Origin of the sequence: Legionella sp. PC997 (assembly GCF_014109825.1) — a bacterium.
Taxonomy (GTDB): Bacteria; Pseudomonadota; Gammaproteobacteria; order Legionellales; family Legionellaceae; genus Legionella.
This window is the reverse complement of the sequence record NZ_CP059576.1, coordinates 189404-213672: the sequence shown is the minus strand read 5'-3', so window position 1 is coordinate 213672 and position 24269 is coordinate 189404. Positions and strand designations below refer to the sequence as shown.

Below are 24269 nucleotides of genomic sequence, written 5' to 3'. Positions count from 1 at the left end.
AATTGCCTATAAAATAGGCTCGTGTTAAATTACAACAACAAAATGCACTGATTCCGTATTTAACAAAATTATTCATTTTTGTTATTATTTGGAATCTGGATATTTATCCAAGATATTTCTCAGGTATCGCTAACCCTATATCGAATGCCTAATCAACTGAATTTCAATTACAGGATGTAGAAAGAAAATGAAAGGAATCGTTTTAGCTGGCGGGAGTGGAACACGTTTATACCCTTTAACTAAAAGTGTATCCAAGCATTTGTTGCCTGTTTATGATAAGCCTTTGATTTATTATCCTTTATCTGTCCTCATGCTTGCGGGGATCAGGGAAATTCTCATTATTTCTACTCCCCAGGACCTACAAAATTATATGAATCTCTTGGGCGATGGAACGGATTTTGGCATCCGATTGCAATACGAGGTTCAGCCCAAACCCGAGGGTATTGCTCAGGCTTTTATAATAGGTGAGGATTTTATTGGCGATAATGGAGTTTGCCTCATTTTAGGCGACAATATTTTTTGGGGCCAAGGATTTACTACAAAACTCAAAGAAGTAGCCTCACAAACGATGGGTGCAACAGTATTTGGATATCAGGTTAATGATCCGACCCGCTTTGGAGTTGTAGAGTTTGATAAAGACCTTAAAGTACTATCCATAGAAGAAAAACCAGAATTTCCTAAATCACATTTTGCTGTAACGGGATTGTATTTTTATGATAATAATGTGGTCCAAGTTGCTCATGATGTACGACCTTCACTTCGGGGTGAATTAGAAATCACCAGCATTAATCAAGCTTACCTTGAACGCGGTATGCTAAATGTTGAACTGCTGGGACGTGGTTTTGCCTGGCTTGATACCGGTACCCATGATAGTCTTCTGGAGGCGGCCTCATTTGTAGAAACAATTGAAAAAAGACAAGGATTTAAAGTTGCATGTCTTGAAGAAATTGCCTGGAGGAACGGTTGGTTAAATGATCAAGAAATCTCCAAAGCTGCTTTTGCTTTATCAAAAAATAGTTATGGAGAATATCTCTTCTCTTTGTTAAGAAACCCTTAGAATGGATGAGATGATTCAAAAATAAAACTATATGGTTGATTTTTGCAATTAATTTTTGGTTTTGCTCATGCGGATTTTTTTACTTCATTATTTTGAGCTTGATATTATGGATGACCTAGACTTAAAAACGAAAGCACGATTGTCAAAAAAAATTGCCATTCTGCAATCTAATTATATCCCTTGGAAAGGTTATTTTGACATGATCGCTGCGGTCGATGAGCTCATTCTTTTTGATGATATGCAATTTACTCGACGTGATTGGCGTAATCGTAATCAAATTAAAACATCCCAAGGGCTCCAGTGGTTAACTGTTCCCGTGAAAGTTAAAGGCAAATATTTTCAGAGTATCCGGGAAACTGAAATTGATGGTGAGGATTGGGTGCAAAATCATTGGAAAACATTAACACAAAATTATCGACGCGCTCCTTATTTTGACGAAATTGCTGCTTGGCTTGAGCCACTTTACCTAAACAACTCCTATACGCATCTTTCCGTATTAAACCACCAATTTATAAAAGCCATATGTCATTATCTAGGGATAAAGACGGCGATTAAAAATTCATGGGATTATATTTTAGTAGAGGGAAAAACAGAGCGATTAGCTAATTTATGTCTCCAAGCTGAAGCTGCGGAGTATATTTCAGGACCCGCCGCTATGGATTACATCGAAGAAGATGTGTTTACTGCCCACGACATTAAACTTACTTGGTTTGACTACACTGGTTATGAGGAATATCCTCAATTGTGGGGAGAATTTATCCACCAAGTTTCGATTCTTGACCTGTTATTTAATTGTGGGAACAATTCATCAACTTACATGAAGTATTTAAATACATGAAACTTTCAATTGTAACTACCCTTTATAAATCTGAGGCTTTTATTCAAGAATTTTATCAAAGAATAACGCTAATCGCGCAGAAATTCGCGAATGATGATTATGAAATCATTTTTGTAAACGACGGTTCACCTGATAAAAGTCTTGAACACACAGTGTACCTCACTGAACATGACAAGCATGTTGTGGTAGTCGACCTTTCACGTAATTTTGGCCATCACAAAGCAATGAGAGCCGGACTCGAATACTCCCGAGGTGACTATATATTTTTGATTGACAGTGATTTAGAAGAAGAACCTGAGTGGCTAATCGCTTTTTCTGAACACATGGAAAAGGAGCAATCTGATGTAGTATATGGAGTGCAGGAGTCTCGTAAAGGCAATTGGTTTGAACGGTGGAGTGGGGAAATTTATTATGTATTCCTAAATTGGTTAATAAATATTGATCATCCTAAAAATATAACCACCGCTCGCTTAATGACCAGACGATATGTGGACTCTTTGTTACGTCATAAAGAAATCGAGTCCGTTATTTCCTGTTTATGGGTGATCACTGGATTCAAGCAATGTGCTTACACGGTAAAAAAACATACAAAGAGTACCACTACTTACAATTTTTTTAAAAAAATTAATCATATGATCAATGCAGTTACCTCTTTTAGTGCCACCCCGCTGCATATGATTTTCCTGTGCGGAATTTTTGTTTTTTTAGGTGCTATTGGTTATGCAACACTCCTAATTATTCAACGATTTTTGCTGGCAACTCCACTGAATGGTTGGACGTCCATAATGGTTTCAATTTGGTTATTGGGTGGTATGATCATTTCGTTTATAGGAATAATAGGAATTTATTTGGCAAAGATATTTTCTGAGACCAAACAACGCCCTTATGTAATTATTAGGAATATTTATGGAAAAAGTAATTGAGGATATTAATACCAAATATGAACGGCATTATGCGAGCAGAAGCAGTTTGAAAGTCTATCCAACTGAGTTTGTTGTACGAACAATGCTTGCGAATTACCCAGGATTGAACTTTTTAAAACCAGTACCAGGTAATAAAATTCTAGACGTTGGTTTTGGTGATGGAAGAAACACCACTCTCCTTTGTGATCTTGGATTGGATGTGAGTGGCATTGAAATAACCCAAGGGATTGTAGATCAAACACAGCAAAGACTGACAAAAATGGGATATAACCCCGATTTGCGAGTGGGCAGAAACTCCATTATCCCTTTTGCTGACGCTGAATTTGATTATATTTTAGCATGCCACTGTTGTTATTACTGTGATGAAAATGAAACCTTGCTCGATAATCTTAATGAATACTCAAGGGTATTAAAGAAAGATGGGTATTTAATTGCCTCTGTTGCTAATAAATCATCCTATATCTTTGAGAATGCACAAGAACTAAAAGATGGAACTTTAACTATTGCTAAAGACCCCTACAACAATCGTAATGGATATCGATTACAAGCTTTTTCCAGTAAAGAAGACATTGAGGACTATTTCTCGCCTCTCTTTAAAAATTTTTCTTTCGGCTCTGCTGATAATGATTATTATGGGATTACTGAACGCGTATTTTGGGTAGTATGTCAAAAGAGGTAATAAATGAAAAATGATTTCCGTTATTGCTGTCCTGAATTGAAATGTGAACGTGCGATTTTGTCCAGTCAAAATGATGGGTTGCATTGTCCTAATGGACATTTCTTCCCCTTTATTCAAAACACAAATGCTCCTATTTTTGCGTGTGAAGCAGATAATGCTAATGATTACGCCCAAGAAGATGCAGTGACCATTCATGACAATTCGTTCCAATGGGTTTTTCAAACTTTTGGAACCGATGAATCCACTTTAAGAAAAAATTTAGTTTCCCGTTTAAATTTATCCCCAGGCCAGACCATTCTGGTGACAGGAGCTGGTTCGGGTAATGATCTCCCCTTTCTTGCCCAAAATTTACGTGGAAAAGGGACTATTTATGCGCAAGATATATCCAAACAAATGCTCATAGCAGGCATAGAAAAATACAGTTCTAGTCTTAAAGAATTTGGTGTAGAGGTATTTTTCTCAGCAAGTGATGCGACAAATCTCCCCTTTGAAGATAATTTTTTTGATGCTGCTTATCATTTTGGGGGACTTAATTTATTCTCTGATATTCAGAAAGGGATATCGGAAATGGATCGCGTTGTTAAACCGGGTGGACAAGTGCTCATCTGTGATGAAGGAATAGCTCCCTGGCTTAAGGAAACTGAGCTTGGGAAGATGCTTATTAAAAATAACCCACTGTACGCTTATGAAGCTCCGTTGTCTCTCATTCCCGCCAATGCTAGAGCGGCAAAGTTATCCTGGGAACTTAGTCATTGTTTTTATGTCATAGAATTTACGGTGGCAGATACAGCACTCCCCATTAATATTGATATCCCTCATAGGGGTAAACGAGGCGGAAGCATCCGTTCACGTTATCTTGGACAGCTTGAAGGAGTGGATCCCGCTTTGAGAGATAAGGTGTATGCAGTGGCAGAAAAACTTGGTATGAGCAGAGTTGAATACTTAGAGCGATTGCTAAAAATGGGTTGTGAGTTGTAATTGATTTTGGAGATAAAATGAAGGATCGCCTCAAACATGCAATACCTTTTAATTGGAAAAAACGAGGATTAGTGTTCGAACCGAATATTCCTGGTTTTAGTTATGGCTCACATCCTTGTGCAATCCATTACCAAGATGACATTTTTATCGTTGCATTTACATGCCGTGATTCAAAAAGCCGTTCACATATTTTCCTATCTTATGCCACTGTGTTTGAGGGACATATGTCACTTATCGGGACTCCTAAATTGGCACTCACTCCTGGAGCTCCTGGTTACTTTGACTGCGACGGGGTAATCAGTGTTTGTTTTGTAACCAATAAGAATCAACATTATTTATATTATGTAGGATGGCAAAATCTACCGGAAGAGTTATGGATCTGTGATACAGGCAGAGCAATTCTAAATGGTGAAAATCTCACTTTAGAGAAAGAATTCCTAGGACCTGTTCTAGGCCGAGATAAAAATAACCCACTTTTTGCAGCAGCAACTGCATTCCATATCAAAGATGATATTTGGCATACCTGGTATAACTCAGGCATAAAATGGGAGAAACTGGAGCATGGTTGGCACCATCATTATGGTATCCATCACGCGCAATCACACAATGGTATCGATTGGGTTTGCGACCCTGGAATGTGTATTCCATTTGCAGATGAATATGAGTATGCTTTTGGTCGTCCGAGCGTCTATTATAACGAGGGAATTTACTACATGTGGTTTGCTCATCGCGCCACAAAAGAGATTGCGACTTATCGGATCGGCTTTGCTTCATCTTCTGACGGATTAAACTGGGATCGTAATGATAACTTGGCAGGTATTGATGTATCCTCTGAAGGCTGGGATAGCGAAATGATTTGTTACCCCTATATTTTTGAACATCAAGATCAACTCTATATGCTTTATAATGGCAATGATTATGGAAGAACCGGGTTTGGCCTGGCGGTACTGGAGGATCTTCAATGAAAAAAATTATTTTAGCGGGCAATGCAATTACAGCCAATATTCTGCTTGATTATCTAGCACAAGACCCACGTTATAAAGTAGTAGGGCTTACAGTCGATGATGACTTCATTGACACAAATGGGGCTCCTGGTGCTCCCTCTATTCCTTTATCGAATCTGGTTTCTGATTATAACCCCCATGATCATTCGATAATTATGGCTATGGGATATCACGACATTAATCGGAGTCGTGAGTCAATGTTTCATCGCCTTAAAGCAATGGGTTATCTAATTGAGTCATATATTCATCCTGATGCTAAAGTTTATACCCGACAACCTCTTGGTGAGGGTTGTGTTGTTTTACCTTCAGCAGTTGTTGAACCCCACGTCACAGTAGGTGCGAATACTATGATCTGGGCTAATGTAACTTTGGCGCATCATTCCAGCATAGATGAGCATTGCTGGGTTGCGTCCGGCGCGGTGATTTCTGGACAAGCCCAAGTGAAGCGCAACACATTCATCGGAGTGAACGCAACAATTGTTAATGAAGTAGTAGTTGATGAGTACTGCATTATTGGTGCTGGGGCTTTAATAACCAAAAATACAAAACCCTCAAGTGTTCATTTAGCACGTTCTGGTGAGGAACTCCGCTACTCATCACAAGAATATGTGAAATTTTTTGGAGTTTAAAAACATGAATCAGCGTTTAGTTTCGGTTTTAGCGAATGTGTTTGGTTTACGAACGGATGAAATAAAAGTTGAATTGACTAAAGCGAATTTGGGAAGTTGGGACTCCCTTAAACAGATGGACTTAGTAATATCGCTCGAACGAGAGTTCAATGTTGCGTTAGAAATACCTGATATTATTCGAATGGATTCAGTTGGACAAATCATTGACGTTCTCGCAAATAAAGGAGTTGATCTTGGAGCTTAGAGGTGCAATTGCCCTGGTTACTGGGGGCGCGAAAGGACTAGGCTTGGCAATTGCTACTTATTTATATGAGCAGGGTGCCAAGGTTCTAATCGTAGATTTGGATGCTCGAGCTCTGGATGACTTACCCCAAGGTTTGGAAGGTTATGTTCTTGATGTGACCCAGCCCAATGAAGTAAAAAATGTTATCCAGGAGATCATCACTTGCCACGGTCGCATTGACATTTTAGTGAATAATGCGGGGGTCATCTTTAGCAAACCTCTAGTGAGCATCATGAATGCTCCCGATATCATGCATGATTATGAAAGCTTTCGCCAATGTATTACTAAGAACATGGATTCTGTATTCATAATGACCGCAGCCGTTGTCGAGCACATGGTAATGAAAAGAATTAAAGGGGCCATCGTAAACATTAGTTCAATTAGTGCCCGCGGTAATGAAGGACAAATTGCTTACTCTGCAGCAAAAGCGGGAGTTGATGCGATGACAGTCACTTTATCTAAAGAACTTGGGAGGTTGGGTATTCGGTGTAATGCAGTAGCACCAGGCTTTATAAACACTGATTCCACCCGACATGCACTTAATGAATCCATAATCAAACACATTCAAACCAATACACCCCTTCGGAGACTTGGCGAGGCAAATAATGTAGCTCTTGCAGTAGCTTCTCTGATCACCAATGATTTTATGAATGGTGTGGTACTGGATGTTAACGGCGGATTGACCATTTAAAATGATACGATTAGAGAAAAAAGGGTATGAACAAATATATCGACTCTATTTAAGTTGCCCATTTTTTTTCCCATTAATCGCAGCGGTACTACTCGATGAGCAGGATGGTGTAGTCTATGTTAATGATCAAAATACCCCCTCCCAAATTTATGTGGAACATGCCTTTGGATTTGCACAAATATTTGGCAATATGGACTCTCGCTTTGAGCTCGAACTAGAAGACTATTTACTCCTCGATAAAAATTTTCATTCCGATAAAGTTCGTCTGTATGCTGCTTATGCTCCCGAATTTATACTAAAACCTCAATATGAGCCGCTGAGATCCTATAGGCAACGCTTCGTGCTTGGCTCTGAATATCAAATGGATACGCCAACCCTCTTGAAACAATCAGGAAAAATAAATTTCTCAGGAGTAAATCAAACAAATATTGATCTAATCGAGAGCCACTTTCATTTAGTTTCAAGATTTTGGCGAAATGAGTCTGATTTTATCCAGAAGTCTAATGCGATTGTGGTTTTATATGACGGAAAATTAGCCTCCATCTGTTATGCCGCAGCCGAAGCCAATCACTGTACAGAGATTGATGTGCTGACCCTACCTAATTATAGAAATTTGGGACTAGCGAATAAGGCTGTTCTTTGTTTTATTCATCACTGCCTTGAAATAGGATTAACTCCATGGTGGGATTGTTTCACTAATAATTCCGGTTCTATGATGCTCTGTAAGTCAGTAGGTTTTAAGGCAATGAATGATCCTTATCTTTTTTTCACTATCAATAAATAAGGTAGTAAAAATTGAACAATGCTCAATAATATTCTACAAAACTTTTGAAGAGAACATATGAATAAATATTTCCATAACTTAGGTTTACTATTCGATGAGGTTGCATTAGAAAATGCAATCCAACCTGCTCTTCGTTATCCTGAACAATCCCTTACCTATGAAGAATTGATGGATTGGTCCCAACGATTAGGTGCTTTTTTACTTGCCAAAGGAATGAAGCCTGGTGATGTGGTTGCAATTGGAAGTAGTAAACAATTTTTGACCTATGCCCTCATGATTGCGTCCATTCGGTTAGGTATCGCCTATGTCAATATGGATGTCGCCGCCCCCTTGGCCCGCAATTTACCCATTATGCATGTGAGCCAAGCGGTATTTTTATTTTATGATGATCCAACGTACAGCAAACAAATGCACGATTTAGCCAATGCAAGTAAAATCCAAGCGATTGAACTTACACCGGATACCTTTCCGTCGATCACAGCAGGTGATCGGAAACGGCAAACGCAGTTAATGCAACAAATAGATGGCTCTACGATTGCCTATGTCATGTTCACTTCAGGCTCTACAGGAACGCCCAAGGGCGTTGCGGTAACCCATCAAAATGTACTGCATTTTATCTCTTGGGGTAATCAGTATTTTAAAATAAAAAAACAGGACAATTTTGCTCATTTGAGTCCTTTGTACTTTGATAATTCGGTCTTTGATTTTTATGTAGGATTATTTTCTGGAGCCTCATTGAGTCCTGTACCGCGCGAGTTGTTGACTAAACCCTATGAACTTGTCGCTCATGTAGGCAAGATGCAATGTACTATTTGGTTTTCAGTACCCTCCTTATTAATCTATTTAGTCACCCTGAAAGCAATGGAAATCAAAGTACTCTCAAAGTTACGCCATATTATTTTTGGTGGTGAAGGTTATCCCAAGGCGGAACTAAAAAAACTTTATGAGTTGTTTTCCAAACAAGCAATATTGACTAATGTTTATGGACCTACTGAATGCACATGTATTTGTAGCGCTTATGAGTTAAATGATGATGATTTCCAACAGCTAAGTGGGCTTCCGCCCTTAGGGAAACTCAACCCTAATTTTGATTATCTTATTCTTGATGAACATGACCAAGAAGCTCCCGAGGGTGAGCTCTGTCTTCTAGGGCCGAATGTTGCGGCAGGTTATTTTAACGAATTAGAACGCAGTGCAAAATCGTTTATAACTCTTACGGAACCAAAACGTTTTATGAAACGTATGTATCGGACTGGAGATCTAGTTCAAGAAATAGATGAAGAATTACATTTTGTTGGACGAAAAGACAACCAGGTAAAACACCTGGGGTATCGTATTGAATTAGAAGAAATAGAACATGCTTTGGTAAAATTTACGCAAATAAATCAAGCAGCAGTTGTTTATCATCGAACCAATGTAGCCTATGGAAAACTTATTGGTTTTGTGGCCAGTTCTGACGATGTCGATGAACAAACCCTTTTAGGAAATTTAGGTGAAGTACTGCCAACCTATATGATCCCAAGTCGCATCATTGTAAGAAAAGAATTACCTAAAAATCCAAATGGAAAAGTAGATCGGCAACAACTCCTTTTACAATGTGCAGACTAATAATGAATGAATTAATCCAAAAATTTCCGGGCCTATTTCAATTCATTCGTTACAGTGTTGTGGGGGTGATTAATAATTTTATTGGTTACCTTATTTATTTGCTCGTCACTTTTTTTTGGCTTGAGCCCAAAATAGCGATTACTCTTTTTTATCCAATAGGCGCCTTGATAGGTTACTTTAGCCATTTCAAATATTCATTCTCTTATCAAGGAACACATCTCGCCCTACTACGATATGGGATCGCCCATTTTATAGGCTATGGGATTAACTTTATCATGTTATTGGTTCTTGTAGATAAACTTAAGTTTCCGCATCAAGCAATCCAAGCAATCGCTATTTTTGTAGTTGCTTGTGCCCTGTTTCTAATGTTTCGATACTTTGTTTTTCCAGCTGAAAATCATAAAAAAGGAACACCTCCGGATTTTGAGGTTGTATCTTAAATTCAAAATAAAAGGAAAAGGAAAATTATTCCAGAGGTAGTTAATTACCAGATTTGTTCAAATGTCTTTTATTGAATTTCATCCTTTCCTATGTCTACTTTTAAAAAGACTAATTTAACTAAGAAGTAGATGCTGAAAAAGAAACTGATACGGCTTCTTCAGCTAGGGCTTTTTTGCGTTTAAGACGCATAATCGGCTCTTCCAAATACTTAAATGATAGACCTGCAACTCCAATGGTTAAACCCATGCATGATATATAAATAAAAGCGACATACAGAGCATTATCATGAGGTACATAATTACGAATAAACCATATAGTCAAAAATACAACAATTGGATGAAACATATAAATTCCGTAAGAAATTGTTCCTAAGTAATTAAATACCTTATTTTCACATTTAAAAAAACTTCGAGGATTACATGAAACATTTAGAATTAACGATAAAAATATGAAAGGTACCAAGGAAGCTTCAATGTAGTGGGATATCCCATGAGTGTTACACGAGATTAACCAAGCAATAGATATATAAGTTAATAATTGTGTTATAGGATTAAAAATAATATTTAATATTCTGGTTTTTTGAGTAAATAATAACCATGCGCCAAATGCACCTACTGCCATATTTTCAATTGGGAATAGGCGAAGTAAAAATTTAGCCAATAAGCTTGTGAAGTGATTTGAATAAATATGACTAATAAACGCGGGTAGAATGAACAATTCAAAAACCAATTTTATTATAATGAATGAAACCATCATCACAAGGACTGACTTTTTAAATCGAATAAGTAATAATGGCCAAATCAAATAAAATTCATTTTCGACTCCCAATGACCATATATGAGAGGCTCCATTAACAACATTGTCTACTAATCCAGCAATATTGGGAATGAATAAAAGAAGAAGAAATGTTGATAGAGGATGAATGGGTTCATGATATGAGGGTATTAAACCATAAAACCCTAAAAACATGAGAAAACTGAGGCTCACAATCAATATCTGTAAGGGTACTATGCGTAAAATACGCCCCAAATAGAATTTTTTTAAATTAATTTTTGTCGTCTGATTTTGTTCTTCGAGCAGTCTATACGTAATTAGAAAACCACTTAATACGAAAAAAAGCAATACAGCCTCATGGCCAGATAAAAAATAATGATTATATTTATCGGCATTTTGATAACCAAATAATCTCAAAAATACCCCGGTATGTTGTATGAAAACACATAGGGCAGCAATAGCCCGTAAACCATTAAGTCCTGGAAAAAAGCGGTGTTGCCCTAATACCTTCATTATTATTCCATAAGTGTTGATAAATTTTACATTACGCCATTAAAATCCTGTTGGATGAACCAGAATTATAAAGAATGGGTCTTCATAATAAAAGTGATGTTTGTCGAATAAAAAAACTTCCCAACAAAAAACATCCCGATAAAAAATGGATAACCAGTACAGTGTATGCCACTTTTGTTTTCCAATCGAATGGCTGATTCAAAAGGCAAACAGCCGAAAATAAGAATAAAATATAACACGATGAAATCAGTCCCCAACCGTAGTTGCCATTAACCCAATTAGGGTATTCAGCCAAAAAAGAAAACGAAGCCACCGCAAGCAAAAAAGTTAGCCAGGCGAGGATTAGATAAAGATTAATTTTCTCGAAATACAAGATGAATATAGATAATGGAAATGCAATTGATAAAAGTAATGAAATAATTATATGCGGGGAAAAATGTGACCAAACCAAAAAAGGTGCAATAATAGTTTTAGAATTGTGTAAAGGAACGCTGCTATCTATAAAAGTAAAATACCATTGATACAGTAAAACAAGGAGGGAGGGAATAGCAACTAAAGCACATTTAATAAACGCTTGAAAATAATGGTGGGAGTTAAAGTTTAAAATCAAAATCGCCACACATAAAATCGGTAAGTATGCCAAAGAAAAATTTGGTTTACACAATATACTGATTAGGCTAAGAATTCCCATTATTAGAAATGAAGACCACCGTTCCGCTCGAATCTCTTTAACAGAATAATAGAATAACAATAAATTAAAAGGCATTGCTAGAATCAAAGTAGAATTATGCCATTGATTAGGGACAATATTCCCTATTACGACATGGTAGTTATTGATACAAACTGACACTCCGCTGCAACTATAATAACTAAGTACCGGCATAATAAAGATTAAGCTGAAACTCACTAACGCAATTCCTTTCCCCTTCACAGGACAATTATTTCTTAAAATATGATAAGAAATTATATATTTAGCTACTGTTAATAGAGCAAGCAACACAATTGATGCATAAGCAATATGATTATATTGTTTTGAAAAACCACTAATAATATAAACCAACCTGTACCAAAGGGAGTACACTGGAAAATGATGGGTGGAAGCTGCATCTAAAACCGCTTGTGCATGTACATGCAGGTCGCTTACCCAATGAACATTCGTTCCCTGCCAAACTGCGAATAAAAAGGCACAATAAAATATTAAGATGCTGATAATGAATGTAATTATCAAGCCAAAATAAAGATCTTTATTATTTAGGATGGGAGATGCCAATCCGTTGGTGCGATAATTCATAACCGTCCTGAATTTCTAAATAGAGAAAAACGGCCTATTTTACCATAAATACCAAGGATTCAGCCACCAAAATGATTGACCACTCTAATAAGTATTCTTCTGGGATTTTAAAAATTTGTATGCCAAAATGCTTATTAATCAAGTTTCTAAGAACTCCCGCTGACAGAAATAATTATAAAAATGAATCAAATACTATTCAATAGACCATATAAAACAGGTAAAGAGCTGCATTATATTGCAGACTCTCATCTTAATAATCAACTTTCTGGCGACGGCCGATTTACCAAACGTTGCCATGCCTGGCTTCAAGAGCAAACAAAGAGCCAGAAAGCGCTATTAACCCACTCCTGTACCGCAGCCTTAGAGATGGCTGCTATATTACTGGATATAAATCCGGGGGATGAAATCATTATGCCCTCTTATACTTTTGTATCTACTGCCAATGCATTTGTGCTTCAAGGGGGTAAACCCGTTTTTGTTGATATACGTGAGGATACCCTGAACCTTAATGAGCAACTCATTGAAGCTGCCATTACATCAAAAACTAAAGCTATAGTCCCTGTACATTATGCTGGGGTTGCCTGTGAAATGGATGCGATTATGGATATAGCGAAGCGGCATGATTTGAGGGTAGTTGAGGATGCTGCTCAAGGAGTCATGGCAAGTTACAAAGGTAATACTTTAGGAGGTATTGGTGATCTGGGTGCCTATAGCTTTCATGAGACTAAAAATATCATCTCTGGAGAAGGCGGTGCACTTTTAGTAAATAACCCTGATATGGTGATGCGAGCAGAAATAATCCGAGAAAAAGGAACTAATCGCAGTAGATTTCTCCGTGGAGAAGTGGATAAATACACTTGGCAAGATGTGGGCTCATCTTTTCTACCAAGTGACATGATTGCTGCATTTCTTTGGGCTCAACTTGAAGATGCCGAAAACATTACCCAACAACGTTTATTGATCTGGAACTATTATCACCAACTTCTTGAATCTTTAGAAACTAAAGGGGTTCTTCGTCGTCCCATAGTACCCCCTCACTGTAATCACAATGCTCATATCTACTATGTGCTGCTCGCTCCAGAAGTAAATCGCCATGTTATTCTCAGCAAACTCAAAGAAAAAGGTATCTTTGCGACCTCTCATTATGTGCCATTGCATTCCTCAGAAGCAGGTCTGCGTTTCGGTACAAGCCATGGTAGTTTAGCTCTGACTGAGTCACTTTCAGAAAGAATACTTAGATTACCCTTGTGGGTTGGCCTAACATCCGCACAACAGGAAATGATTGTTGAACATCTTAGCAATGCTATAAGCAATTAAGTTTTAAGTGTTCCAGATACCATTGTACGGTTTTTCTTATCCCTGTTTCGAATGATTCTTGGGGTTTCCAGTTCAATTGTCTGCTTATCTTGGTTGCGTCAATTGCATAGCGCTTGTCGTGACCAGGCCTATCTCCTGTAAAGATTATCAGATCTTTTAATCGAGAATTATTAGATGCTTTCAATTCTTCTAACGTATCGCAAATAGCATGTACAACCTGAATATTTTGCAATTCATTATAACCACCAATATTGTAAGTCTCTCCTACTATCCCATGCAGGGCCACTTCTAATAACGCTTTAACATGATCCTCAACATACAACCAATCTCGTATTTGAGTTCCTTTTCCATAGACAGGGATAGGTTTCCCCATAAGCGCATTTTGAATAGTTTGGGGGATTAGTTTTTCTGGATGCTGAAACGGACCATAGTTATTCGAACAATTCGTAACCAGAACAGGTAAACCATAAGTTTTATGCCAGGCACGAACCAGATGATCAGAACTCGCTTTACTAGCAGAGTAAGGGGAACTGGGTGCGTATTTTGAATTCTCGTGAAATAAAGGTAACTCTATATTGGGATCGTTTTGATCCTCGGGATGAGGCAAATCCCCATAAACTTCATCCGTAGAAACATGATGAAAACGAAAACTATTTTTTTTATCTGCGGTCAAAGTGTCCCAATATTGCCTGGCTTGTTCCAGTAAATTATAAGTACCCACTATATTGGTTTGGATAAACTGAATTGGAGTTTTTATAGACCGATCCACATGCGATTCAGCAGCTAAATGCAGGATGATGTCTGGTTTAAATTGAGTGAAAACTCGACTTATTGCGACTTCATCACATATATTTTCCTGTTCAAATCGGTAACGAGGGTGATTCTTTACTGAATAAAGAGAGGCGGGATTCGCAGCATAGGTCAAGGCATCAATATTCGTGATGAAGTGTTCAGTATGATGGATGAGGTGTCTGATGAGCGCCGAACCAATAAACCCGCTACCCCCAGTGACTAAGATCTTTTTACTGTTTTCCATGAGTGAACCAATTTCCTTTTAAAGTAATGATTCGATTTTACAGTTAAAAGAGGCTCGATGGAACGTATTAAATTGTTCTAAGGTACAGCTAAATCCGCCATTCAAAACGGATATACTTTAGAGGGGAATAATTCCTTTTTGGTTATGCAGCTTTATCCTGGTTTGCCACTAGAACTATTTTTTTATTAATCCTACCATCGGTAATAGTCTGACCAATTTGTTGATTACTATATAAAGTAAACGCATGGTCCTTATCCATGTTATTGAGTAATGCTTCATTTTCAGCGAGATAAGATAAAACATAACGAAACAGATTATGCGACGATTTTATGCGGCTGTTGTATTTTCCATCGTATTCGTCACCCCAAAGAATTGATAAAAAAGCCCCTTGTCGTTCGATAACCTCTTCAGGATTTCGGATCCCTTCCCGAGTACAGTGTTTAAAAATATACGGACCATGATCTCCGGCAATAATAATGATCGAATTTTTATCCCTTGCTCGAATCGTATCCACCATTGACACTACAAATTGCGACGTAGAATTTATTCGTTGGCTGTATTTTTGTATTTCCTCTGCTTCATTACAGTGATTAATTGTCTTGGAATTGGTATCTGAATGAGCAGGGAAAGTAAATGCATGGATATAAGTAAAATTAGGATGGTCTAAATTCAATTTCTTTAATTTTTGGAGGGTTTCAGTAATAAACGCATTCCTATCATTATGGGCAAGTTCGTTTGGATCAAAAAATAAAACCTTTTTTTCTTCTTTGAATAAAACACTCAGGTTTACGGGAGATAAGAAACTAAGAATAGATAAGACTTTTTCTTTTATGCTGTTAAGAGAAGGTCTTAACTTATTGGTCACGTTAAAATAGCAAAGATCTGCTGAACAATTATCTAATAAAAATACATCCAGTTCATGCATGATATTTATCTTATAACCATTATCTCTAAAAATATCGTACAGTTTTCCCTCATTTAATATGTGTCTTAATCGTAAAATAGGATCCACTTGATACGCATTTAAATCCTGGTATTTATAACTTAAGTTAAAATAAGTAAATAACGCATATTGCGTTGCTTGTAAGGAAGTATAAAAATCCGGGTAATTAACAAACCCCTTTTGTTCTAATTCATTCAGAAATTGATGATGATCATTTTGTATGCCCAACCGATTTAAGCCATTAATATTAGTTAAGCTGTCTGCGAGGATAAAATATACGTTTTTTTTATTTTTTAAGACAATTTGTGGCTGATGTTTATTTGGTGTTTGAGGAGCATCGAAATTTAATTTCGGAGTAATGGTTTTCCCCAAATTAAAAAGATTAAGCAGCAAGAAAATCAAAACAAACATTTTGCTTTGCTTTTCGAATAGAAAAAAGCCCAGGCAGAAAAATGCTGTGCCAAAAAAAGTAAAAAGCAACCATTTTGAATAAACCGAATTGTTTTGCAAATAAACCAAATAAGGTAATTCTGGATTATTAAAGACAGAATGTCTCATCATTATTAAGAACAATACCAGTAAGATACCATAGGTTATTTTCAGGCTCAGGGACTCATTAATTCTCAAGACCTTTGTTAAAAAAAACATTGAGAATAATAGTCCACACCCATTTATACATAATAAAATTAAAAATGAGATAAATATCTCAAATAGAGAAAAACTATTAAAATTATTTGATGCATAGAACAACAAAGGGTACAGAAGCACAAGGAACATTAATGCATATAAGTTCGAGGTTTTTTTCAAAAAATTACTCATGATCTTAGGAGTTCATTGCTTTGAGTAGATACAGCGTTCTGTACGAATTTTTGATCTGCACTTTATTTAAAATATCAAAATGTTTCGCACATTCTTCTTCAAAAGCGTGTTGATTATAAAATGCAAATAAATGTTCAAAGCCTCTTTTCCGAGCCAATAACTGCTTCACCCAGGAATCCTCAGGAGCAATAAATTCAATAATTAAATAATTAGACATTTTCTTGAAATAATTTAACACCATTGAGAACGTACAATTATTCGATATGCATAAATGATGAATCAATGCCAATGCCATAATGCAATTAATCTTTTTATTGATGATGCGACTGGAAAAAGAATCTCGCTCTTGATTATCAAAGCCAATACTCGGAGTGGGATTAGTAATATCAATCACTAAAGGAATTATAGAAGCGACATCCGTTGCCCTATTGATTAAATAATTTTGATCTACAGCGATAGGATCAATATCGGTACTAATAACTAAATCCTTTCCTTCAGCAATCAACCTTGAAAAATGACCATTATTTCCTCCTACATCCCAGATTGTTTTCGCCTCAATAAGTGATATCCATTGAGATATAATTTCATTTTTTTCTTTAAATGCATCTTCAGAATAATTAGTGATTTGATAATAATTGCTCCATTCAGTCTTTTTTTCTAAATAAGTTAGAGACTTAATAAAGCGCTCCATGTAGTTTAACAAACCCATTAGCCTGGATTTGCTCAAGGATCTAACTGGTTCCGATGCTGCGGAGGTATTATTAAAGCGCTTAAGATTTTTAGCATGCAAATGAACATTTAATTTAATAAATGGTGAGAAATGAGTACTTATAGGAAGCATGCCACTCACCAAATCCAAAGGAAATCCATCGATGTAACTGCTTAATGCCTTAGAAAAATTAAGCGATTTATATTTCATTAAGAGTAAGGGGCCTAAGAAATGACGACAGAATTGACCATATGCTCCCCAAGGTTGATTTTCTTTATAAAACTCAAAAGACAACGTATCAATGAAAATAGGCTTTCCATTCAATAATTGAATGTTAAAAATGGAAGCGTCCTTTAAGCACATGTCATACGCTAAAGCACGTTTTGCAATATCCAAAGTTAACAAAGCAGCAGCTTTTAATAAATGAAATGGCCACTCATAAGAATACGTAATAAACGGTATTTCTTGAGGATTAATAATAATCCGCTGTTCTGAGTTTTCTACGAGTTGATGGCCGATGAGCTTATTACTTTCACAAAGTTCAGCATATAAACCACTTTCCATTAAGTGCGAGTATTGTCGAAAATAGGCAGGAAAAATAATTCGCTGGATTTTTTTTAATTCGTTATTAAATAACACAAAACCACTGGGATCTCGAAATGAAGAAGGAAGCTGTGTGGCTGTTTGTGGCATTTCCATTGATTTACATCCAAAAATTAAGGGTTTTCAATTTCCTTTTTAGGGGCGGGTTGTTTTTTTGAGAATAATTTGCGAAAAAACGATAAAACCAATTCTTTAATTCGATGAAAAAACATTGCAACCATACCAAAAAATGCAATAAGTGACTGAATCAATAGACTTCCGGTTCCATAATCAAAATAAGCATAGGCCCCTTTAATGACAACAAGGTTCAATATCATGGCTTGAGTGATCAAAAACATTACTTTTTTTATTTTACTTATATTGAGTGCTTGCATTATTGACTAATTAGACTTTAAAAAAGCGCTACTTTAGCGGGCACCTTTTCTTTTGTCAAACAAATACCTTCAGGCCAACTATAAGATCTCCGACTGAATTTCAACAAAAAATCTTTTACTCCTTAAGCCTTGTAAGAACCAGTTCAAAAATTTATGATCTATTGACCTTCTAAGTATGGGACTACTGGAGAGATTATTGTGCTTAAGCGTATTTTTGATATTATCTTATCAGGTGCATTATTAATAATGTTCATGCCGATATTGGTTATTGTTGCATTATTAATCCGTTATCATTTAGGCTCACCAATCTTTTTTTATCAGAATCGTCCAGGATTACATGGAAAAACCTTCCGCCTGATCAAATTCAGAACAATGAAGGATGCATTTAATAAACACGGTGAATTATTACCCGACAAAGATCGCGTCACTCGCCTTGGCCATGTTTTAAGAGCGTGCAGTTTGGATGAATTACCCCAATTATGGAATGTTTTTAAAGGCGAAATGAGCTTTGTAGGTCCTAGACCTCTATTAATCGAATACCTCTCCCTTTATAATAGCGAGCAAAAAAGGCGCCATGATGTCAAACCTGGGATTACTGGCTTAGCTCAAGTTAATGGCAGAAATGCCCTGAATTGGGAAGGGAAGTTTACGTTAGACTTATGGTATGTTGATCATCAGTCTTTTTATTTGGATATTAAAATTTTAATGTTAACCATTAAAAAAGTATTGATGCGAGAAGGAATTACAGGTCAAGGGAGTGTCACCAACGAAAAATTTACAGGTAATAACCCATGAAATCTCTTGCTGTTCTTGGTGCTGGTGGACATGCTAAAGTTGTTGCTGATGCAGCACTCTGTGCAGGTTGGCAGAATATTGCTTTTTTTGATGACCGATGGCCGAGCACCGATCGCGTAGGGGCATGGGCAGTTAATGGAAATACCCAATCCTTTCTATCACAAGCTTCTGAATTTGATGGACTCATTGTTGCAATTGGGAATAATTCCATTCGCATGGAAAAAATCAACCATTTTTTAAATGAAGGAATCCCATTAGTCACCATCATTCATCCTTCAGCAATAATAAGTCCTTCTGCCAAGATAGCCGAAGGATCCGTAGTTTTTGCCAGAGCCGTATTAAACCCTGATTGCACCATTGGGGCGGGCACGATTATTAACACAGGTGCAATTATTGAACATGACTGTACCTTGGGGCAGGCAGTGCATATTTCGCCAGGCGTCAGTTTAGCTGGAAATGTGAGTGTGGGTAATTTAAGTTGGATTGGTATCGGCTCTTGTGTCCGCCAAGGTATTAAAATTGGCTCAGAAGTGATGGTTGGAGCAGGCTCGGTGGTTGTTCAAGATCTACCAGACTACTGTACCGCATTTGGCGTACCCGCAAAAATTAATAAAAAAAATTCATAGGATAAGATATGTTAAATACAGCATTTTCACCCTGGCCTAGTTACTCTGAAGAAGAGGCAGAACGAATACATCAAGTGCTTCTATCAAATAAGGTAAATTATTGGACTGGCAACGAATGCAGAGAATTTGAAAAAGAATTTGCAGCCTGGGCAGGTACTAAATATGCTGTTGCACTGGCAAATGGAACTATCGCACTTGATGTAGCCTTAAAAGCAATAGGAATAGGTGAAGGTGACGAAGTCATTGTGACTTCTCGAACCTTTCTCGCCTCGGCTTCCTCTATAGTGACTTGCGGAGGCACTCCGGTATTTGCCGATGTCGATGAAAACAGTCAAAATATTACCGTTGAGACCATTCGTGCGGTAGTAACTCCAAAGACTAAAGCAATAATCTGCGTTCATCTTGCGGGTTGGCCTTGTGATATGGACCCGATTCTTGAGTTAGCAGAAGAATTAAATTTATATGTCATTGAAGATTGTGCCCAAGCCCATGGAGCTCGATATAAAGGTCGTGCGGTTGGTTCAATAGGCCACATCGGAGCCTGGTCATTTTGCCAAGATAAAATTATGACTACTGGAGGCGAGGGGGGCATGGTCACAACCAATGATGAACAACTATGGTCTTCCATGTGGTCTTATAAAGATCACGGAAAATCTTGGGATGCCATATACAAGGAACCTATTGAGCCTGGCTTTCGTTGGGTTCATCGAAGCTTTGGTATAAATGGACGCATGATTGAAATTCAAGCGGTGATCGGGCGCTTACAACTTAAAAAAATGCCCACCTGGCATCAACAACGCCTGGGAAATTTAAAACAAATCCAAGAAGTAGCTTCCACTTTAAAAGGTCTAAGAGTTCCCCGGATTCCTGATGAAATTGTACATGCAGCTTACAAATGTTATGTGTTTATAGAAGAAAGCCAATTAGCTGTAGGCTGGGATCGTAACCGCATTTTAAAAGAGATTAATGAACGCGGGGTCCCCTGTTATCAAGGCTCCTGTTCCGAAGTCTATTTAGAAAAAGCATTTGATAATACAGGGTGGCGTCCGCATAATAGGCTCCCTGTAGCATCCAAGTTAGGTGAAACCAGTTTGATGTTTTTAGTTCATCCAAGTCTATTAAAATCAGAAATTGATAAAACCTGCCAAGTTCTTATAGAAGTGATGGAACAAGCAACCCAGGTGTAAGGTGTATGAAAGAATTAACTGAAACCATTGATATTAACATTCCTACTCATGAAATAAGAAACAGCCAATTTAAGCTTGCTGTTATTGACTTATTCGATGCCTTAAAAAAGTGGAAGTTATGGACCTATTTAGGCTGGAATGACATAAAAATCCGTTATCGGGGGTCAGTATTAGGTCCATTTTGGATCACCGCCAGTATGTTGGTTATTATTGTCGCTTTTTCTGTGGTATACAGTCAGCTGTTTCATCAATCAATAGCAGAGTATGTTCCTTTTTTTACAACCGGATATCTGGTATGGGTTTTAATTTCAGCTGGACTCGCGGAAAGTTGTAATACCTTTGTTGAGGCATCTCTGCTGATTAATGAAATCAAGTTACCCTACATTTTATATGTATTAAGGTTAACTTGGCGTCATGTCATCATATTTTTTCATAATGCCTTAGTCTATTGTGTTGTTGCACTTTATTTTCAAATACCCGTCAATTGGGCGATCCTGTATGTGATTCCAGGTTTATTTCTAATTATTGTAAATTTAATTTCTGCAGGTTTAATCTTATCTATATTGGGTACAAAATATCGGGATATTCCTCCTATTATTAATAGCTTGATTCAAGTAATGTTTTTTATTACTCCTATTTCTTGGAATGCAAACTTACTTCCAAACTCTGCCATTATCGTATTCAATCCATTAAATTATTTTATTGATTTAATTAGAATGCCTTTGCTAGGGCAAGCTCCGAATTGGGTGACATGGAATACCTGTCTTTTAATAACTATTATTTTATCCTCCATCTCATTTGTTCTGTTTGCTCGATTCAGAAGAAATATTCCTTTTTGGATTTAATTACGGAGTACGTTGTGTCTTTCATTGTCTGTAAAAATCTTTCACTTACCTATCCTGTTTATGATATTGATGCACGTTCTTTGAAAAGAGGAATCGCCAATATTGCAACCGGTGGTCTTTTAAGTAATGGGACAAGTGGCAAACTCCAAGTACAGGCTTTAAATAATATTTCGCTGCATTTAAAAAAAGGAGACCGTCTAGGATTAATAGGCCATAATGGGGCAGGAAAATCCACGTTACTTCGAGTTCTCTCCGGTGTTTATGAACCACTTCAAGGAACGATACACATTAAGGGAAATATCGTTTCGTTAATCAATATCAGCGTAGGCATGCAACCTACTCTTACGGGGTATGAAAACATCCGTATGCGGGGATTAATTCTTGGGTTATCAAACGATCAGATAAAAAGCATTATCAAAAACGTGGAAGAATTTACAGAACTTGGTGATTTTCTTTCAATGCCAGTTAAAACCTACTCCAGCGGCATGATGATCCGCTTAGCATTTGGTTTATCAACTGCTTTAGTACCCGATATTCTTCTAGTAGATGAAGTAATTGGAGTGGGCGATGCAAGTTTTATTGAAAAAGCCAAAAATCGCATGAATGAATATGTTAATCAATCCAATATAATGGTGCTTGCATCTCATTCAAATGAAATCATCAAACAATTTTGCAATTGCGTACTGTGGCTAGAACATGGAAGTGTAAAAATGTTTGGCGACGTCAATTCAGTGATGGATGTTTATGAAGGGAAAGTGCAACCGGCTTAATACGCTTGACATTTTTTTGTAACAAGACGTGTAGCCTGGGTTGGGCGCCTGAAAACAGAAGCTTCGGCGCTCACCAAAGTTACAATCTATATTTACTCACTAGAGGTTTTATCTTTAAACTTCTTGCTGGCTCGACCCACCATTGCATAAACTCGATAGAGCAACATCTTTGCCCGAACAATTACTTGTTTCCAAGGGCGCCATCCAAGATCCCAGCGAGGAAGAAGCCAGATATCTAGAATAAAAAAACGTAAGGAAACAAAAGAACCTAAAATGCTTAGCAAAAGGAAACGATAAATGGTTTTAAAGAACTGATAACCCGTTGGCCTTCTCTCTCTATAATATTGATAAAGATTATTTAAATCACTCACTGTAGAGTTAAGTGTAAACTTCTCAAGCATATAAGCTCGCCCTGCTTCTCCAAATTTCTTTGCTGTTTTAGGATCACGCAATAAGCTTAAAACCCCTTTTGCCAGATCAACAGGATCGGCTACATGGACCTGGACACCTGTTTTTCCATCAATCACGGTATCAACCAACCCACCTACCCGAGTGACCACTGTAGGACACTCCATCAATAAAGCTTCTATGGTTCCACCCAGGTTCTCATTTAATGAAGCTTGTATGGACACATCTAAATCCCGATATATACGAGGAATATCCTGACGATGTCCTGTAAAAATCACGCTATTTTGCAATCCCAGTTCTGTAACCAATGTTTGCATGGATTGCATGACTTCCTGTCCTGCTTCACCCCAGCCACTTCCAATCAAAAGCAATTTTGCATTTGGAAACTCCTTAAGAATCATTGGAGCTGCGCGAATCACATCCTCATGGCCTTTAATTGCTTTCCCATGTAAAAAAGGTGGAGTCCATCGATTTTTTCCTAATTTTGGATAAAAATAAGCAATCATTCCGATCAAAGGCGTATCTGCTGGCCAGCCAAATTCTTCTCTCAAGCCTGCAGGGAGGGTATTTTCTGCATCAAAACGTCGTTCATCAGGACTGTAATAAATGACATGAAGTCGATCTTCCGGAACATTCATTTTTAGATAAAGTTGTTTTGAATAATTACATGAAGGAATTATTGCCACATCCATCCAGGAGGTTGTTTTATCAATCCATCGAGGGGTATCTGCTTCAAGGTGGAATGGACCCGCAATCATTGAAAGTCGAATAGGTACATCTGCTATCCAACTCGCAATACGACCAATAATCATGGAAGGAAAAAGATGAGTTTGAATTACATCAAACCGCTTTTGTCTCAATAATCTAACTAAACTTAAGATCTTTCCAGGTAAAAAGAAAATATCGGTAGGACGCATAAAATCAAAATCTGCGGTATAGACAGGAATATTTTCCGATTTAAAACGATCGACTAAGGTACCTGAATTCCCGCTTAATATTACAGATACTTCATACTGATAAGTATTCCGAAGCTCCCGTAATTGTTCAAAAGCCCATGTTCCTCCTTCCGTGGTCGAGAGCACATAGCAAATTTTTAGTGGAACCATACTAAAACATACCTTTATTTCTTTACTGAACATTAGAAAAAAGCAATTATTAATGATTAGCCTCATTTATGTAAAGAACTTTAAGAATCAAACATACCTTAGTCATCAGACTTAAGTGATATTGTCTATTAGTATTTAGTAATTAGAAACCATAAAATAGCTCTGGGAAGATGCCTTTTTTTTGTTTAATATCGAGCCCGTTCAAGAACAATATACTTCAATAGCAGCAAGTTTTTCA

General features: G+C 37.2%; 25 protein-coding genes. 18 read left to right on the top strand and 7 right to left on the bottom strand.

From position 1 onward, the window contains the following. Positions 1-187: 187 nt before the first annotated feature. The 12 genes from rfbA to HBNCFIEN_RS00890 all read left to right on the top strand — a co-directional run bounded on the left by rfbA (position 188) and on the right by HBNCFIEN_RS00890 (position 9914). Positions 188-1057 carry a glucose-1-phosphate thymidylyltransferase RfbA gene (gene rfbA, locus HBNCFIEN_RS00945; RefSeq protein WP_182392298.1) on the top strand — a complete coding sequence of 290 codons (870 nt, stop codon included), beginning with the start codon at positions 188-190 and terminating at the stop codon, positions 1055-1057. 67 nt (positions 1058-1124) lie between these two features. Continuing rightward, complete coding sequence (locus tag HBNCFIEN_RS00940) at positions 1125-1895, top strand: WbqC family protein (protein WP_220471001.1); 771 nt, start codon at positions 1125-1127, stop codon at positions 1893-1895. Then, entirely contained in the window at positions 1892-2818 is a 927-nt protein-coding gene (locus HBNCFIEN_RS00935; RefSeq protein ID WP_182392297.1) for a glycosyltransferase family 2 protein, read from the top strand. Before HBNCFIEN_RS00940 ends, HBNCFIEN_RS00935 begins: the two co-directional genes overlap by 4 nt. Continuing rightward, entirely contained in the window at positions 2802-3497 is a 696-nt protein-coding gene (locus HBNCFIEN_RS00930) for a class I SAM-dependent methyltransferase (protein WP_182392296.1), read from the top strand. Before HBNCFIEN_RS00935 ends, HBNCFIEN_RS00930 begins: the two co-directional genes overlap by 17 nt. 3 nt (positions 3498-3500) lie before the next feature. Beyond that, positions 3501-4475 carry a class I SAM-dependent methyltransferase gene (locus HBNCFIEN_RS00925; protein WP_182392295.1) on the top strand — a complete coding sequence of 325 codons (975 nt, stop codon included), beginning with the start codon at positions 3501-3503 and terminating at the stop codon, positions 4473-4475. A gap of 17 nt (positions 4476-4492) precedes the next feature. Then, on the top strand, positions 4493-5440 hold the full coding sequence (locus HBNCFIEN_RS00920; RefSeq protein ID WP_182392294.1) for a hypothetical protein: 948 nt from the start codon (positions 4493-4495) through the stop codon (positions 5438-5440). After that, on the top strand, positions 5437-6108 hold the full coding sequence (locus HBNCFIEN_RS00915; protein ID WP_182392293.1) for an acetyltransferase: 672 nt from the start codon (positions 5437-5439) through the stop codon (positions 6106-6108). The genes HBNCFIEN_RS00920 and HBNCFIEN_RS00915 overlap by 4 nt, the downstream gene beginning before the upstream one ends. A gap of 4 nt (positions 6109-6112) precedes the next feature. Beyond that, positions 6113-6352, top strand: a complete 240-nt coding sequence (locus HBNCFIEN_RS00910) for an acyl carrier protein (protein WP_182392292.1) — start codon at positions 6113-6115, stop codon at positions 6350-6352. Beyond that, a complete protein-coding gene (locus tag HBNCFIEN_RS00905) occupies positions 6342-7082 on the top strand; it encodes an SDR family NAD(P)-dependent oxidoreductase (RefSeq protein ID WP_182392291.1) in 741 nt (246 codons plus the stop codon). The genes HBNCFIEN_RS00910 and HBNCFIEN_RS00905 overlap by 11 nt, the downstream gene beginning before the upstream one ends. Position 7083: 1 nt before the next feature. Then, entirely contained in the window at positions 7084-7866 is a 783-nt protein-coding gene (locus HBNCFIEN_RS00900) for a GNAT family N-acetyltransferase (protein ID WP_182392290.1), read from the top strand. Positions 7867-7923: 57 nt separating this feature from the next. After that, on the top strand, positions 7924-9474 hold the full coding sequence (locus tag HBNCFIEN_RS00895; protein WP_182392289.1) for an amino acid adenylation domain-containing protein: 1551 nt from the start codon (positions 7924-7926) through the stop codon (positions 9472-9474). A gap of 2 nt (positions 9475-9476) precedes the next feature. Continuing rightward, positions 9477-9914 (top strand): GtrA family protein, encoded by a 438-nt coding sequence (locus HBNCFIEN_RS00890; RefSeq protein WP_182392288.1) that lies wholly within the window; start codon positions 9477-9479, stop codon positions 9912-9914. Between the two features lie 118 nt (positions 9915-10032). Here HBNCFIEN_RS00890 and HBNCFIEN_RS00885 read toward each other — a convergent pair whose 3' ends face one another. Next, complete coding sequence (locus HBNCFIEN_RS00885; protein ID WP_182392287.1) at positions 10033-11202, bottom strand: acyltransferase; 1170 nt, start codon at positions 11200-11202, stop codon at positions 10033-10035. A gap of 82 nt (positions 11203-11284) precedes the next feature. Continuing rightward, positions 11285-12493, bottom strand: coding sequence for a hypothetical protein (locus tag HBNCFIEN_RS00880; protein ID WP_182392286.1), 1209 nt, complete (start codon positions 12491-12493; stop codon positions 11285-11287). A 180-nt stretch (positions 12494-12673) separates the two neighbouring features. Between HBNCFIEN_RS00880 and rffA the strand changes: the two genes are divergently transcribed. Next, positions 12674-13810 carry a dTDP-4-amino-4,6-dideoxygalactose transaminase gene (gene rffA / locus HBNCFIEN_RS00875; protein WP_182392285.1) on the top strand — a complete coding sequence of 379 codons (1137 nt, stop codon included), beginning with the start codon at positions 12674-12676 and terminating at the stop codon, positions 13808-13810. On the opposite strand, the gene rfbB is transcribed toward rffA, so the two are convergent. From rfbB to HBNCFIEN_RS00855, 4 genes are all read right to left on the bottom strand, one after another. Further along, positions 13797-14846, bottom strand: coding sequence for a dTDP-glucose 4,6-dehydratase (rfbB, locus tag HBNCFIEN_RS00870; RefSeq protein WP_182392284.1), 1050 nt, complete (start codon positions 14844-14846; stop codon positions 13797-13799). The two genes, rffA and rfbB, sit on opposite strands and share 14 nt — an antisense overlap. 142 nt (positions 14847-14988) lie before the next feature. Further along, on the bottom strand, positions 14989-16350 hold the full coding sequence (locus tag HBNCFIEN_RS00865; protein WP_182392283.1) for a sulfatase-like hydrolase/transferase: 1362 nt from the start codon (positions 16348-16350) through the stop codon (positions 14989-14991). Positions 16351-16612: 262 nt separating this feature from the next. Next, the gene (locus tag HBNCFIEN_RS00860; RefSeq protein WP_182392282.1) at positions 16613-18016 is read right to left on the bottom strand and encodes a class I SAM-dependent methyltransferase; all 1404 of its coding nucleotides are present in this window, start codon (positions 18014-18016) and stop codon (positions 16613-16615) included. A gap of 17 nt (positions 18017-18033) precedes the next feature. Beyond that, positions 18034-18294: a hypothetical protein gene (locus tag HBNCFIEN_RS00855; protein WP_182392281.1), complete on the bottom strand. Its 261-nt coding sequence runs from the start codon at positions 18292-18294 to the stop codon at positions 18034-18036. Positions 18295-18492: 198 nt separating this feature from the next. Between HBNCFIEN_RS00855 and HBNCFIEN_RS00850 the strand changes: the two genes are divergently transcribed. The 5 genes from HBNCFIEN_RS00850 to HBNCFIEN_RS00830 are packed head-to-tail and all read left to right on the top strand — an operon-like array spanning position 18493 to position 22517. Beyond that, positions 18493-19089 carry a sugar transferase gene (locus HBNCFIEN_RS00850; RefSeq protein ID WP_304599265.1) on the top strand — a complete coding sequence of 199 codons (597 nt, stop codon included), beginning with the start codon at positions 18493-18495 and terminating at the stop codon, positions 19087-19089. Continuing rightward, positions 19086-19715 carry an acetyltransferase gene (locus tag HBNCFIEN_RS00845; protein WP_182392280.1) on the top strand — a complete coding sequence of 210 codons (630 nt, stop codon included), beginning with the start codon at positions 19086-19088 and terminating at the stop codon, positions 19713-19715. The genes HBNCFIEN_RS00850 and HBNCFIEN_RS00845 overlap by 4 nt, the downstream gene beginning before the upstream one ends. An 8-nt stretch (positions 19716-19723) precedes the next feature. Continuing rightward, the gene (locus HBNCFIEN_RS00840) at positions 19724-20902 is read left to right on the top strand and encodes a DegT/DnrJ/EryC1/StrS aminotransferase family protein (protein ID WP_182392279.1); all 1179 of its coding nucleotides are present in this window, start codon (positions 19724-19726) and stop codon (positions 20900-20902) included. Between the two features lie 5 nt (positions 20903-20907). Then, a complete protein-coding gene (locus HBNCFIEN_RS00835) occupies positions 20908-21747 on the top strand; it encodes an ABC transporter permease (RefSeq protein WP_182392278.1) in 840 nt (279 codons plus the stop codon). A gap of 14 nt (positions 21748-21761) precedes the next feature. Then, positions 21762-22517, top strand: a complete 756-nt coding sequence (locus tag HBNCFIEN_RS00830) for an ABC transporter ATP-binding protein (RefSeq protein ID WP_182392277.1) — start codon at positions 21762-21764, stop codon at positions 22515-22517. A gap of 92 nt (positions 22518-22609) precedes the next feature. Here HBNCFIEN_RS00830 and HBNCFIEN_RS00825 read toward each other — a convergent pair whose 3' ends face one another. Further along, positions 22610-24031, bottom strand: a complete 1422-nt coding sequence (locus HBNCFIEN_RS00825) for a glycosyltransferase family 4 protein (RefSeq protein ID WP_182392276.1) — start codon at positions 24029-24031, stop codon at positions 22610-22612. Positions 24032-24269 lie beyond the last annotated feature (238 nt).

Coding starts and splice junctions, on each gene's coding strand:
- HBNCFIEN_RS00925 (WP_182392295.1), top strand. CDS start 3,501: ATGAAAAATGATTTCCGTTATTGCTGTCCTGAATTGAAATGTGAACGT.
- HBNCFIEN_RS00855 (WP_182392281.1), bottom strand. CDS start 18,294: ATGCAAGCACTCAATATAAGTAAAATAAAAAAAGTAATGTTTTTGATC.
- HBNCFIEN_RS00930 (WP_182392296.1), top strand. CDS start 2,802: ATGGAAAAAGTAATTGAGGATATTAATACCAAATATGAACGGCATTAT.
- HBNCFIEN_RS00845 (WP_182392280.1), top strand. CDS start 19,086: ATGAAATCTCTTGCTGTTCTTGGTGCTGGTGGACATGCTAAAGTTGTT.
- HBNCFIEN_RS00935 (WP_182392297.1), top strand. CDS start 1,892: ATGAAACTTTCAATTGTAACTACCCTTTATAAATCTGAGGCTTTTATT.
- HBNCFIEN_RS00910 (WP_182392292.1), top strand. CDS start 6,113: ATGAATCAGCGTTTAGTTTCGGTTTTAGCGAATGTGTTTGGTTTACGA.
- rfbB (WP_182392284.1), bottom strand. CDS start 14,846: ATGGAAAACAGTAAAAAGATCTTAGTCACTGGGGGTAGCGGGTTTATT.
- HBNCFIEN_RS00940 (WP_220471001.1), top strand. CDS start 1,125: ATGCGGATTTTTTTACTTCATTATTTTGAGCTTGATATTATGGATGAC.
- HBNCFIEN_RS00860 (WP_182392282.1), bottom strand. CDS start 18,016: ATGGAAATGCCACAAACAGCCACACAGCTTCCTTCTTCATTTCGAGAT.
- HBNCFIEN_RS00920 (WP_182392294.1), top strand. CDS start 4,493: ATGAAGGATCGCCTCAAACATGCAATACCTTTTAATTGGAAAAAACGA.
- HBNCFIEN_RS00835 (WP_182392278.1), top strand. CDS start 20,908: ATGAAAGAATTAACTGAAACCATTGATATTAACATTCCTACTCATGAA.
- HBNCFIEN_RS00880 (WP_182392286.1), bottom strand. CDS start 12,493: ATGAATTATCGCACCAACGGATTGGCATCTCCCATCCTAAATAATAAA.
- HBNCFIEN_RS00840 (WP_182392279.1), top strand. CDS start 19,724: ATGTTAAATACAGCATTTTCACCCTGGCCTAGTTACTCTGAAGAAGAG.
- HBNCFIEN_RS00915 (WP_182392293.1), top strand. CDS start 5,437: ATGAAAAAAATTATTTTAGCGGGCAATGCAATTACAGCCAATATTCTG.
- HBNCFIEN_RS00900 (WP_182392290.1), top strand. CDS start 7,084: ATGATACGATTAGAGAAAAAAGGGTATGAACAAATATATCGACTCTAT.
- HBNCFIEN_RS00865 (WP_182392283.1), bottom strand. CDS start 16,350: ATGATGAGACATTCTGTCTTTAATAATCCAGAATTACCTTATTTGGTT.
- rfbA (WP_182392298.1), top strand. CDS start 188: ATGAAAGGAATCGTTTTAGCTGGCGGGAGTGGAACACGTTTATACCCT.
- HBNCFIEN_RS00825 (WP_182392276.1), bottom strand. CDS start 24,031: ATGGTTCCACTAAAAATTTGCTATGTGCTCTCGACCACGGAAGGAGGA.
- rffA (WP_182392285.1), top strand. CDS start 12,674: ATGAATCAAATACTATTCAATAGACCATATAAAACAGGTAAAGAGCTG.
- HBNCFIEN_RS00895 (WP_182392289.1), top strand. CDS start 7,924: ATGAATAAATATTTCCATAACTTAGGTTTACTATTCGATGAGGTTGCA.
- HBNCFIEN_RS00890 (WP_182392288.1), top strand. CDS start 9,477: ATGAATGAATTAATCCAAAAATTTCCGGGCCTATTTCAATTCATTCGT.
- HBNCFIEN_RS00885 (WP_182392287.1), bottom strand. CDS start 11,202: ATGAAGGTATTAGGGCAACACCGCTTTTTTCCAGGACTTAATGGTTTA.